Source organism: Prevotella sp. HMSC077E09 (assembly GCF_001814685.1).
GTDB lineage: Bacteria > Bacteroidota > Bacteroidia > Bacteroidales > Bacteroidaceae > Prevotella > Prevotella oris.
Map to the genome: position 1 here is coordinate 37,753 of NZ_KV817549.1, position 11,983 is coordinate 49,735.

Genomic DNA, 11,983 nt, shown 5'->3' on the forward strand with positions numbered 1-11,983 from the left:
CGGGATAGCCCAGCATGGCACTCATCGCACGACATAACATTCATTGTCATCGTATAATAATAGATAATCCGTAGAACAATATATACCCAATCATCTGACAATCTCTATTAAATCCCGCTGTAACTTGCCTCACTTTACCATGCAACTTGACGCTAATTACACTGTAACTTGAGTCACTTTGCACGGTAAAATGACTTTAGTTGTGCGGTGATTAGCGTCAGATTGCAGCATAAGATGATAGGAGTGATGGTGTCAATGCCCTAAAATGGCTTCGCTCAAGCATGGAAAGTGCGTTTTCATTTCTGTTTGGTGGTGTCCGGAAGTGTTAAAAACCGGATAGGTTTCTTTACATGAAAGTGGAACGTTTCAAGTGAGAAAAAATACTTTCAGACTTATAGAAAGAGAAAGAAAAAATGTATCTTTGCAATCAGAATTCAAGAAGATAATTATTAAAGAAGCTTTGTCTTTTGCCTATAGGCTGTGAGATGAAGCTGGTTCTCAATTTTCGTTTCCTAAGAATTATATTATGGAGTCATTCGTTGAGCATATATTTGTGCTGTTAGGAGCATCCGCATTGGTGATTGCTGTCTTCTTTCTTGTCTTTCATTTTTCGCCTGTCCGCACGCTCCCCAGTATGGTAACGTTGCGCGTAAAGGCCATTCTGGGCATTCTGGCAGCTACGTTTCTCACCGTCGTGAGTGTTGTTTTGTCAGTCCGTTACAACCACGAATTGCAACAACTTTTTCCTAATATCTTCGAGTATGGAGTGCTTCCGGCAGTGTCTTTGGGTGCAGTAATTCTGCTTTCGTTTTTAATATGCTTCGTTTTCAAGTATGAAAAGGCTGTGTGGTTGCATCGCAATCCCAAACGAAGTAGATTGATGTTGCAGGCAGTCAATCATACATTCAAAGTCAAAGGGGTGTCAATAGGCAGCATTGATGGTATAAACAATGGGCGCGGTATAAGCTTTTCATGGTTTGACGGACGCTTTATTGCTGCGGGAAAGCATAAGGTAACGTTTCAATTCTATACCTATCGGAAGCTTAGGCGATATGCTGCCATGGACATTGTCTATACGAAAGACATCACCATGGAGTTCCTCCCGGGCGCTGTTTACATGGTTGAAGCGCGCCCGGGGAGTAAGAATTTCTATGTCACAAGAGACATGAAACGGAGCATATAGCAAGCTGTGCCGACTTAAAAGGCCGGCGCATGCCTGCTCATGGATACATACTTCGAGCCTCCCTCTTCTTTAGGGAACCGGCAGTTGCTGTTCGTTGAGCTTACAAAACGAGGATAGCAAAGAGTTGGAGTGACTCTCCTTTCTACAAGATTTGCTCGGCGTGAGCCTTCACTTTGATTTCTTTTGGTCCGATGATGCGGGTCACTGTGCCCTCGGTATCCGTGATAAAGGTGGTGCGGTACACGCCCATGTATGTGCGTCCGGCCATCTTTTTCTCGCCATATACACCGAGTTCCTGTACGAGTTTGAGTTCTGTGTCGCAGAGAAGTGGGAAAGGAAGGTTGTATTTTTCAATGAACTTATGGTGCGATTTGGCATCCTGTGTGCTGCATCCCAACACGGCATAACCTTCTGAAATGAAGCGCTTGTAGTTGTCACGGAGGTTACAAGCCTCGTTGGTACAGCCTGGGGTAGAGTCCTTCGGATAGATGTACAGCACTAATTTCTTGCCATTAAAATCACTCAGTTTCCATTCCTTACCGTCTTGGTCAACGCCTAAAACCTCGGGAAGTCTTTGTCCTATTTCAATCATACGTTATGAGTTTATGTTTGTTTTCCTATGTCAGCCGTTGCCGAAAGTGGCAGTTAGCCTGTCATGGACAAAGATACGATTTCTTATTGACACTTTCAACCTTTTCCAAGATAATTTATCTCATGGGATTAAACAATGGTGAATTTGAGAAAAAAGACGTCATGAAGAGATGCAAAACAGAAAAGATTGCTTATCTTTGTAGCAGATAAAGGTAACGATTATGGAAACAACTGTATTCAATCCTACCCAGATTCATTTGTTGAAAATGTTTGAAATTGACAAATCAGAAGAGGGACTTGAAGAACTGAAAGAAGTGCTTTATCACTATTATTCTAAAAAAATGAATAAGGCACTTGATTGGTTATGGGATACCGGACAGCTTGACCAAAAGCGCCTGGACGATATTAATGAAACCGATTTTCACGCATTGTAGGAAACATGCGCATAGTACTTGATACAAATTGCCTGATACAAAGCGTGTCACCTCGCAGCAAATACCATGCTGTGTGGGAGTCCTTTGTATCGGGAGAAAATCGACTTTGCATAACAAATGAAATCATTGAAGAGTATATTGAGATTCTCCAAAAGCTTGTAGGATATGAGGTTTCAGAGTATATTGTGAAGACTATTTATCAACAGTCCATTTACAGAATTCTTCACACCTTATTATCATTTTGAACTTATCAAGGCTGATCCTGATGACAATAAGTTTGTTGATTGTGTGATTGTTGCCCATGCAAGATATGTTGTAACCAATGATCATCACTATGATGTACTAAAAGAAATTCCATTCCCTAAAGTGCAGATTATCTCCATTCAGGATTTTATGAAAGTTGTAGGTGGCTTGTAATGTGTTGCTGTGAATAGTTGATTTTGCTATATTCTCATTGATTTTTATTTAAGTAACGCAAGTAAAAGAGTCGTAATATCTCCTGAATATCCTAATTTCCTCCTACTGGTTTATGGTTGTTTGAATATAAAATGCGGGTGAAGTTCATCGCCGTAATGTGGCTGATAGCTGAAACCTGCTTCGTTGAAGGCAAGGAGTTCATCGGGCTGGTGCCATTTGTTTTGGATGATGCAGCGTGTCATGGCGCCGCGACAACGCTTGGCATAGACTGAAACCACCTTCATGCTGTCGCCTTTCTCCACATAGAACAGGGGCTGAACAACCTTTACTTCGCAGCAAACGCGCTTCCAATCGAAGAGATGTTCATATTCCTCGGTAGCCAAATGTATCAGCACACCGTCATCTTTCTTGACGGCTTCGATGAGCGCATCTGTAAGGCGTGAGCGCCAGAAAGCAAACATATTCTGGTCTTCAGCAGCGTGAAGATGCACCTTGGCCTCCATGCGATAAGGATGGATTTTGTCTGACGGACGCAGCAAACCATACAGGAATGACGTAATGAACAGGTGGCTTTGGGCAAATCGGAAGTCGGCTTCAGAGAACGAAGATGCCTGCAGGTATTTGTAAGCATGACCGTTGTAGGCCAGTAAAGCAGGCATTTTTTCATCGTCATTGAAGAAACTTTGAAAGCGCAACCGGTTCTCCAAAGCTATCGACATGCTGCAATGAAAGGCTTCAGCCAACGTCTCCACGGGCCACGAACTCATTTCCAAGGCAAAGCATTCGGCCGTAGTTTCATAGGCAGGTTGAGTCTCTATAGGCACTTTTACGGCTGTCTTGGCATTCATGATTTTGGCTGAAGCGAGGATTATCTGCATAGGGTGATGATTTGGTTTCCGTCAATATATTCTGTTTTTTCTATGTGCGCATGCGTGGGGAAATGTGGAGCTGCCACGCCTTCTGTTATCATTATCGGAGCCGTCTCCACTCGGATTTCATCCCAAAGTCCGCGTTCGATGAAAGCCTGCAGCGTCTTCCTTCCCCCTTCTACAACGAGACTTTGTTTTTTATCGGCATAGAGATGAGCGATGATTTCATCAATGGTTGCTGCGACAGTCCAGCCTTCCGGCCGTTCTTTTCGTGCTGCCATAGTCGGCGAAAGCACGATACGTTCGGGATTACGACCACTCCATTGGCGCACGTCAAGGCGGGGATGATCGGTCAAGAAAGTGGTATGGCCCACGAGAACAGCCTCATTTTCGGCCCGCAACTGATGCACAAGCATTTGTGTGACAGGCGTAGAAAGCTGCAGCGGACTGTCTTTTTTGCTGATAAAACCATTCGCTGTCTGTGCCCATTTCAGGAGAATATACGGCCGATGCAAAGCATTGAACGTGATGAAACGGCGGTTCAAGGCCAAGCATTCCGCTTCCATGACGCCCACAACGACCTCAATACCGGCGTCGCGCATGCGCTGAATGCCACGTCCCTGCACCTTGGCAAAAGGGTCAACACAACCGCAGACGCATCGCTTTATGCCCTTGCTGATGATGAGATCTGCACAGGGTGGCGTCTTGCCGTAATGTGAGCAAGGCTCCAACGACACGTAGATTGTGGCTTCGGGCAATAGCTTCTCATCTTCCGGTCTGACGCTTGCAAAGGCATTCACTTCAGCGTGTCCTTCGCCGCATCTGACGTGATAGCCTTCGCCGATGATGCGGTCATGTGCCACAATCACAGCGCCCACCATGGGATTGGGCTTGGCATTCTGCCGTCCGTTCTCTGCCAGTTGCAGGCAGCGTTTCATGTAGTATTCATGCTCCATAGACTGCAAACTTACTGAAAAATCTTTGATTAGGCGTGGCAAAACCTTGTTTTTTATCTTTTAATAGGATGGAGTTTGTGTGAGTTATTGTTTTGCAGTGTGACTGGATTGACACCGTATCTACCTTTTTCCATATATCTCTTTCATGATGGCTTCGCCCACCTTAGCCCGATAATGACTCATGTCATAATAGTCGTGGAAGTCAATGAAGCGGTCGTCGTGTGAGTAGTCATAGACGCACTGCGGGCCGAAAATATGCAGAAGTATGTCTAAATCATCCGGATTGAAGCGCTCCCGCTGATAGTTTGGGCCGATAACCATCTTCAAATTCGTGTGGTGGCGTTCGCAGAAATTCTGCAAATCAGCCAGCATTCTGATTTGTCTTTCGCCCAAGACACGCGGTGCAAGCGAGGGCTCACACGGCTTTCGGGTCTCCGAATTCCATTCGCCCTGCTGCCAATAGTGCTCACCTAAACGCTTGATTTCGGCCTCCTCGGGCAACAATGCCTCGTTGGTGACGCGGTCGCGTGACGGCAAATCGTCATAGAATACGCCTGAGGCCTTGGGGTCGCGATAGCCTGTAAAGGCATATTTCAGATAGGGAACGAGGAACTTCGGATAGAAGAAACTCTGCAGAAACTCCGTCTGATAGCTTGCCCAACTCTTGCCCGTCACCTCCGGAGGCATAAGATGCATGATGCCGCCCTGGGCACTTTCTTTCTCAAAGAAACTGCGTTCGACGACCAACAACAGGTTTTTAATCTTCTGTCCCGGCTGTTCTTCAAGGGCTTCGAGCTTCAGACTGACGTCTCCCAAGCCTTCAGCATTGCTGAAAAAGCGGAATGGATGCCCGTTGATATGGCGCTGCCAAATGGAGCATGGAAAGGCTTTCGTGCACGAAGTACCCATCACAAACGAATCGTAATGGCAGCTTCGGCGTTGCTGTTTGTATTTTTCCCAAGCCACGGCACCCTCATCCTGCACCACCCAGGAGTGGTCATAGTCGGTGTAACTGCGCAGCACCATGAACGGATCCTTATAGGCATAGAAGGCCACGAGCAATATTACAGGCAGGCTGATGACGAGGCATTTCACATAGAATGTCAATAGTTTATGCTTCTTTTCCATGGCTCAGAACTGAATATAAATAAAGTTTTCAACGCCGAAAGCACCGTAGAACAGCACTATCAGCACCACTGCGAAATAGCAAGTCCAGCGAATGGGCGCACGCCAACGGCTGCTCGACTCGATGAGGTCACGTCGGGCATTGACTGCTTCGATGACAAACATCAATACAACGGCCACCGCAAAGACAATCCAATAATAGTCGGAAAGCCCAAGACGCAACTCTTTCACCGATGAAAGATAACCGTCGAAGAGGTGACGATAGGTATAGAGGACGTCGGAAACCGAACTTATACGGAAGAAAAGCAGCGACAAGGCAAAGAACAGATAGGTGCGGATAATCATCAACATGCGTCCTGCACGCTGTCCGAAGACATTGTAGAGACGCTCCCTGCGCTTGCCCAAGAGGGTCTCGATGATAATTAGAATGCCCTGAAAAAGACCGTAACAAGCGAATGTCCACCCTGCCCCATGCCACACACCGATGCTGACAAACGTCACCAACAGCGACACATAGATGCCCCAGCGATGCCATGAGCGCAGCGAAGCATTCAGTGGAGTGAACACATAATCGCGCACCCACGCTGACAATGAGATATGCCAACGGCGCCAAAGTTCGCCCGTAGACGTTGAAATAAACGGTCGGTTGAAGTTGGGTTGCAGCTTGAAACCGAGCATTCGGCCTAATCCAAGCGCCATGGCTGTATAGCCGGCAAAGTCGGCATAGAGCTGAATGGGATAGAGAAGCGTGGCGAGCAGCAGCTGCATTCCCGATGCCTGGCGCACGTTGTCGAGCACACTGTCGAGTGAAGGGCCTATACGGTCGGCGATGACAAGCTTCAAGAAAACACCCCATGCCACGAGTTTCAGTCCGCCAACCACCTGCTGATAGTCGAACGCATGTGCTTTCTTGAACTGTGGCAACAGGTCGTAAGCACGCTCGATAGGTCCGGAAAGGAACTTCACGAAGAGCAACATGTAGAGCGAAAAGTCAATGAAATCGTCTTCGGGCTCCTCTTCCCAATAGATTTCTATGAGGTAGGAAAGGGCCTGGAACGTGTAGAAAGAGATGCCAAGTGGAAACAAATCGAAGTAGTATCTGGCCACAAGCCAGAAGCCAACCAAGGCTACCACCGAGGTCCAAAGCCACCAACCGGCCTGCGGAGTGTTGACATGGGCATGAATGCGGCGCCCTGCATAGAAGGTGAAAAGCGTGATGCCAACGGCTGTCAGCAGATAGGCAAGGTGGTAATAACCAATGAAAACCACGCTCGCCAAGAGCAAAACAGCATGTTGCTGGCGTCGTTTTCTAAAGGCATAATACAGGATAAAGGCCACCAGCATGCAGGTGACAAACGGTATTGAGATAAACTCCATGATGCAATCTGTCTGTCGCTTTATTGCTGACTCTTGCTGATGACAGCATCAGCCATGTCGCCAATGTTCTTCATGCGGATGATATCGCGCAGCTTGAAGTGGATGTTCCAACGCTTTTCTATCTCACTGATGATGGTCATGTTGGTCAGAGAATCCCAGTTCTCGATATCATCGGTGGTCATGTTTTCAGAAAGTTGCAGGTTACTTTGATTCAACACGGCAGAGAAAATGCCATTCAAAGCCTGCATGATTTCGTTTTTTTCCATTCTGTTTCTTATTTTTATAAGTCCTTTTTTAGTTTTTCAAAATGTGCGTTCTCCTGCTAAATGCTTTCCTTAATGCGTTTTCTGTCGATTTTATTATTGGCATTCTGCGGGAAAACCGGCATGAAAACCACGCGCGAAGGCAGCATGTAAGTGGGCAGATATTGCCGCAGGAAGTCTTGCAACTGCTCACTGCTTCCGTCATCATTGCGCTCTACAACCAAGTTGATAGTCTGGTTGTTCTGTTCTCCCAGCACGACAGCAACCACGGCTGTCTGCTGGTCATAATATCGTCGGGCCACGCTTTCTATCTCGCTGAGTTCAATGCGATAGCCCTGTATCTTTACCTGAGAGTCGCTGCGTCCCACGTATTCTATGTTGCCATTTTCATCTTCACGGCAGATGTCACCCGTCAGATACCAGCGGCGTTTGCCGTCAGAGAAGAAAGCCTGACGGTTCTTTTCATCATCATTCCAATAGCCCGGAGTGAGCATATCGCCTGCCAAACAAAGCTCACCTGTATCGCCTTGCACCACTTTCTGATGCTCGCTGTCGACAATCATCGTGTGGGTATGCAACATCGCTTTACCGATACTGACCACGCCATTGTGCTGTTTGACGTCGTGACTGCCCACACGATAGGCCGTACAATAAATGGTGTTTTCAGTCGGCCCGTACACATTCCACACCGTAGCATGACTTGCCACCTGCTTCCATGGCACCACATCATCAACCATTAATGCCTCACCACAGAAGAGCGAATAGCGCAAGTCGGGAGCCGAAAGCTCACTGAGATAAGGACGAAGATAATGGATAACCGAGGGAACCATAAGCGTAACGGTGAGCTGGTAGTCGTCCATCAGGCGGAAAACTTCCTGCCATTTGATGCTGCCAAGACGCACCGTGTAGACACAAGCACCTGCTATCAGCGGTGGAAGATAGCTGCCCACCGAAAGATCGAAAGTCAAATCAAACATCTGCAAGCAGCGATCTTCGGGCAAAAGACTAATCCCTAACTGGGCAAAAGCCTCCAAAAAAGCTTCCACATTGCCGAAAGTAACGGGCACACCCTTGGGGCGTCCTGTCGTTCCAGAAGTGAAAAGAATATATGCCGGAGCATCTTTGCCCACCTCGCAAGGAGCATCTAATTTGTCGGCATCAGGCAGTTGGGCCGTCATGATGACACCCTCGCTGTCGTAACGCGTGCTTTCACCCGAGTCAAGAATGGTCTTGATGTCCACCTGACTGATGATATCATTGCAGCGTTGCAAGGGTTGAAGCGGATGAAGAGGCACGTAGCAACGTCCTTCCATCCATAAAGCGAGTATGGAAGCATAGGTGTTTAAGTCGTCGTTGGCCACCAAACCGATGATACTTTCGCATTCTCTTACCGCGCAACGAATAGCTGCAACACGCTTCATCAGCTGTCCGTAAGTCCACATTTTATCGTCAATGCAAAAGGCATCCCGTGATGTATGGGCCAACAGACTGTCATGAAGAAGCGCCACAAGCTGTGCATTTTGGCTTTCTTTGATCATTTCCTTGATTATAAAGTAAATGCAAAGTTACATCAAAATGCAAGATTATGGCGCTTCCAAGGACTTAAAAATATTAAAAAACAGGATTGCCTACGCAGGCATTCGGCATTTGAATATGCAGCATACTGCACACACTCGGTGCAATATCCGTCATGGAGGTAGGATGCGAAGTGGCACCCGGAGTGATGCCCCAACCCATGAATATCAATGGGATATGACTGTCGTCAGGGTTCCAAAGACCATGGTTTGTGCCTTTATAGTCGGGACTTGATGGGCAATTTATCCACCCGGGATTGGTGATGATGAGCAAATCGCCACCGCGTTCACGGCTATATCCGTTGATGATGCGCTCGCGGATAGGCTGTGCAATGGGTTGTGTGGCCACATTATCATAGTCGACCACATAGGTGATATTTGCGCGTTTCTCGAACAGTTTCTTGGCTTCAGCTTTCACTTTTGCCAACTCCAATCCTGCTTCGGCAATGCTCTTGCGGTCGAAATAGATGCGGAGTGCATTCTCGCCCAAGATGAAATTGGTTTTCGTTCCAAATGACAGTTGCAGTTCTTTGTTGATTTCCTTCATCAAATCCCAGCCTGCAAAGCCACCGGCAGCAAACTTATGATTGCGCATGAAGTTAGGATTGTGCGCGCCACCATGGTCAGCTGTGAGGAACACAAGATAATTTCCACGGCCTACTTGAGCATCCAAAGTATTGAAAAAGCGGGCAAGATCGCGGTCAAGCTGTATGTAGGCATCGTGGATTTCGGGGCCACGTGTGCTGTACATGTGGCCGATAATATCGGTAGAAGATACACTCACAGCGAGCATATCAGTTTCTGTTCCCAAGCCGAGTCGTTCGTTTTTCAACGCAGCTTCAGCCATATCGAACGTCATAGTGACGCCTTGCGGTTTGCTTTTAATGTCAGAGCCGGGTTTCTGCTGATGCTTCTTGTTAAATTCAACAGCCCATGAAGGCAGCTTATCCATATAGTAAGTGCTCGTAACGAAATGGCCGGCACTCGTGTCCCACCAATAAGCAGCATCGGCACTATGGCCTGCAGGCAGAATGGCAGCACGGTCTTTGAGGGCCACACCAATGACTTTCGACTTGAAATCTGTAGCCAATTTCAATTCATCGCCTATCGTTGAAGCCAGCAGATTGCGTGGCGACATCTTGCCTTCCTTGGAACTACTGCCCACACTCTGCACGTTGTCATCGCCACAGCAGTAGGTGTTCTTTCCATTGATAAAGAAGCTATTGCCGAGAATTCCTGTCAAAGCAGGGACACTACCGGTGTAAATACTCGAATGACCAATGGCTGTAACCGTGGGAATATAAGGTATCATGGTGTTCTCACAGCTATATCCTTCAGCCAGAAGTCGCTTGAAACCACCCTCCACAAACTCCTTGTTGTAGTAGTAGAGATAGTCCCAACGCATCTGATCGACCACTATTCCGACAACCAATTTCGGTCGGTTCACCTGTGCATGCCCCATGAACGAGCAGGCCAACAGCAATAGAATTAAAATGTTTTTCTTCATTATATTTATGGTTTATGGTTCTTTTTCTTCATGGATTAGTGCACGAGAGCTGCCTTACCTGCTTTAGAAGACTGAGAAGAGGCTACTCTTTCACAATACGCTCTCACGTCTTTCCAATGATAATAAGGGGCAACATCGCTCTTGATAGGCAGCTTAGCCTCGTTCTCATTGCGCAGAATCTTGACGAGAATATCGTCACTTCCCTGCTTACGATAGAACACAAACTGAATGTTGCAGGCCATAGGGAAGATGCGATAATCGTTCCATCCGCGCATGGCTACTTGCTCCAAGTCGGCTACCTGCATTCCCGTGTCGTCGAGATTGAGCAGACATGTGAGCGGCATCACCATGGTGTCATGACCATAACGCAGTGTAGCACCGGGATGATTCAGCTTCAAGCAGCTGTCGGCTTCATGGATAATCTTGCGCAAAAGGAAGCGCTGTGAGGTGGGTTGCTTACCTCCGTTGAGAGGTGACGGGCCATAGTTGATATACCACCATGCATTGGTTGTGGCCCAAAGGTCATAGAGTTCGTCGTCTGTGAAAAGGTCATAGAGCGACATCTTATGGCGCAGTTCAGTGCTCTGAATGTTGCTGGCCTGCTTGTAAAGTGCTTTGTAGAGTTCTTTATAATTAACCTCTTTCTGCCAGTAACTGTCGTCATTGAAAAGCTCACGCATCACACGTTCAGGGTGGATATGGCGTTTGCTGAAAGCATCATATGCCTCGCGTGCTTCTTTCGGCATGCGCTGTTTGAAGAGCGAAGTGTCGTTATGGTTCATGTAATACATGTCGTGATAGCTGGCATCATGGGTGATGTCGAGCTGCGGGTTCATGCGAACCAACTGCTGCAAAGCGTTTTCCATGCTCAGAATACAACGGATAACCACCGTACTTTTAGCGTCTACATGCGTCTTTCCCTTGAATATCTCGGGGAAATTACGTATCATTCGTTCGGCAATCTGACGGTGTTGCTCTGCACCAAGCTGTGTCAGCTCACCATCACGACCCTTTGCTGCATCGCGGAGCAGGCGCAGTTTATGGAGCACCTCCTGTCCTTTCGGTGTGAGTTTTCCTAAGGTATCTGCCTTTTCAAGCCATTTCACAGGTTGCTGATAGTCGCGCTTTCCGATGAGCCAGCGGCTTCCATGACGACCATAATGGCTCAGATAGAACGGCTCATAGCCTTTCGGAGCGGGCGTAAGTGTCTTCTGAAGTGGGCCGGGATAGGCTAAATAATTACTTGCCGACAGTTGTCTGTTGGCCTTAAAGTCTTGCTTTGCCTGCTGTGCAAAGCCGCTGAGACAGAACGCCATCAGCGATAGAATAACCATTTTCCTTTTCATACGCTTACAAAGATAAATCTTTTTTCGTAACATAAAGAAAAAAAACAACAAATAAAAACTTGCAAGTGGCTGATCAACGAATTCTTATTTTGCAGATATCCTCCAATATTCTATGATATACCGCGAAGCGGGTAGGAGGACTTCTCCTTGCAGTTTAGGCCGCCTTGTCGCAAGCGACATCCGAGAATATCTAAGAATATTATAGAAGATATAAGGATTATTGGAGGGCAAACAAACTCTTATTTTCAGATATTCTCCGATTTTCTAAAATATACCGCGAAGCGGGTAGGAGGTTTTTCCCTTGGTTTTTAGGCCTCCTCGTCGCAAGCGACATCCGAGAA

General features: G+C 47.1%; 11 protein-coding genes and 1 pseudogene. 3 read left to right on the forward strand and 9 right to left on the reverse strand.

Features of this window, described 5'->3' with window-relative positions; genetic code table 11:
• Positions 1-526: 526 nt before the first annotated feature.
• Entirely contained in the window at positions 527-1,183 is a 657-nt protein-coding gene (locus HMPREF2983_RS05795) for a hypothetical protein (RefSeq protein WP_070667343.1), read from the forward strand.
• A gap of 142 nt (positions 1,184-1,325) precedes the next feature.
• On the opposite strand, the gene HMPREF2983_RS05800 is transcribed toward HMPREF2983_RS05795, so the two are convergent.
• The gene (locus tag HMPREF2983_RS05800) at positions 1,326-1,775 is read right to left on the reverse strand and encodes a peroxiredoxin (protein ID WP_004373002.1); all 450 of its coding nucleotides are present in this window, start codon (positions 1,773-1,775) and stop codon (positions 1,326-1,328) included.
• A 220-nt stretch (positions 1,776-1,995) separates the two neighbouring features.
• On the opposite strand from HMPREF2983_RS05800, the gene HMPREF2983_RS05805 reads away from it, so the two are divergent.
• Positions 1,996-2,208, forward strand: coding sequence for a hypothetical protein (locus HMPREF2983_RS05805; protein ID WP_070667344.1), 213 nt, complete (start codon positions 1,996-1,998; stop codon positions 2,206-2,208).
• A 5-nt stretch (positions 2,209-2,213) separates the two neighbouring features.
• Positions 2,214-2,625 (forward strand): annotated as a pseudogene (locus HMPREF2983_RS14285) (putative toxin-antitoxin system toxin component, PIN family).
• Between the two features lie 110 nt (positions 2,626-2,735).
• On the opposite strand, the gene HMPREF2983_RS05810 reads toward HMPREF2983_RS14285, so the two are convergent.
• The 8 genes from HMPREF2983_RS05810 to HMPREF2983_RS05845 all read right to left on the reverse strand — a co-directional run bounded on the left by HMPREF2983_RS05810 (position 2,736) and on the right by HMPREF2983_RS05845 (position 11,642).
• Positions 2,736-3,503: a YaaA family protein gene (locus tag HMPREF2983_RS05810; protein ID WP_070667345.1), complete on the reverse strand. Its 768-nt coding sequence runs from the start codon at positions 3,501-3,503 to the stop codon at positions 2,736-2,738.
• Positions 3,494-4,450, reverse strand: a complete 957-nt coding sequence (gene ribD, locus HMPREF2983_RS05815; RefSeq protein WP_070667346.1) for a bifunctional diaminohydroxyphosphoribosylaminopyrimidine deaminase/5-amino-6-(5-phosphoribosylamino)uracil reductase RibD — start codon at positions 4,448-4,450, stop codon at positions 3,494-3,496. Before ribD ends, HMPREF2983_RS05810 begins: the two co-directional genes overlap by 10 nt.
• A gap of 120 nt (positions 4,451-4,570) precedes the next feature.
• Entirely contained in the window at positions 4,571-5,578 is a 1,008-nt protein-coding gene (locus HMPREF2983_RS05820; RefSeq protein ID WP_070667347.1) for a hypothetical protein, read from the reverse strand.
• Positions 5,579-5,581: 3 nt separating this feature from the next.
• Positions 5,582-6,952 (reverse strand): MBOAT family O-acyltransferase, encoded by a 1,371-nt coding sequence (locus tag HMPREF2983_RS05825; protein WP_070667348.1) that lies wholly within the window; start codon positions 6,950-6,952, stop codon positions 5,582-5,584.
• A gap of 20 nt (positions 6,953-6,972) precedes the next feature.
• Entirely contained in the window at positions 6,973-7,218 is a 246-nt protein-coding gene (locus HMPREF2983_RS05830; protein ID WP_004373020.1) for an acyl carrier protein, read from the reverse strand.
• A 56-nt stretch (positions 7,219-7,274) separates the two neighbouring features.
• Positions 7,275-8,753: an amino acid adenylation domain-containing protein gene (locus HMPREF2983_RS05835; protein ID WP_070667349.1), complete on the reverse strand. Its 1,479-nt coding sequence runs from the start codon at positions 8,751-8,753 to the stop codon at positions 7,275-7,277.
• 73 nt (positions 8,754-8,826) lie between these two features.
• On the reverse strand, positions 8,827-10,296 hold the full coding sequence (locus HMPREF2983_RS05840) for an alkaline phosphatase family protein (protein WP_070667350.1): 1,470 nt from the start codon (positions 10,294-10,296) through the stop codon (positions 8,827-8,829).
• Between the two features lie 35 nt (positions 10,297-10,331).
• A complete protein-coding gene (locus HMPREF2983_RS05845) occupies positions 10,332-11,642 on the reverse strand; it encodes a histidine-type phosphatase (protein WP_070667351.1) in 1,311 nt (436 codons plus the stop codon).
• Positions 11,643-11,983: the final 341 nt, after the last annotated feature.

What these genes read in the sequence shown, in the direction of transcription:
- HMPREF2983_RS05800 (WP_004373002.1), bottom strand. Translation starts at nt 1,775, where the DNA reads ATGATTGAAATAGGACAAAGACTTCCCGAGGTTTTAGGCGTTGACCAA.
- HMPREF2983_RS05820 (WP_070667347.1), bottom strand. Translation starts at nt 5,578, where the DNA reads ATGGAAAAGAAGCATAAACTATTGACATTCTATGTGAAATGCCTCGTC.
- HMPREF2983_RS05825 (WP_070667348.1), bottom strand. Translation starts at nt 6,952, where the DNA reads ATGGAGTTTATCTCAATACCGTTTGTCACCTGCATGCTGGTGGCCTTT.
- ribD (WP_070667346.1), bottom strand. Translation starts at nt 4,450, where the DNA reads ATGGAGCATGAATACTACATGAAACGCTGCCTGCAACTGGCAGAGAAC.
- HMPREF2983_RS05845 (WP_070667351.1), bottom strand. Translation starts at nt 11,642, where the DNA reads ATGAAAAGGAAAATGGTTATTCTATCGCTGATGGCGTTCTGTCTCAGC.
- HMPREF2983_RS05810 (WP_070667345.1), bottom strand. Translation starts at nt 3,503, where the DNA reads ATGCAGATAATCCTCGCTTCAGCCAAAATCATGAATGCCAAGACAGCC.
- HMPREF2983_RS05795 (WP_070667343.1), top strand. Translation starts at nt 527, where the DNA reads ATGGAGTCATTCGTTGAGCATATATTTGTGCTGTTAGGAGCATCCGCA.
- HMPREF2983_RS05835 (WP_070667349.1), bottom strand. Translation starts at nt 8,753, where the DNA reads ATGATCAAAGAAAGCCAAAATGCACAGCTTGTGGCGCTTCTTCATGAC.
- HMPREF2983_RS05840 (WP_070667350.1), bottom strand. Translation starts at nt 10,296, where the DNA reads ATGAAGAAAAACATTTTAATTCTATTGCTGTTGGCCTGCTCGTTCATG.
- HMPREF2983_RS05805 (WP_070667344.1), top strand. Translation starts at nt 1,996, where the DNA reads ATGGAAACAACTGTATTCAATCCTACCCAGATTCATTTGTTGAAAATG.
- HMPREF2983_RS05830 (WP_004373020.1), bottom strand. Translation starts at nt 7,218, where the DNA reads ATGGAAAAAAACGAAATCATGCAGGCTTTGAATGGCATTTTCTCTGCC.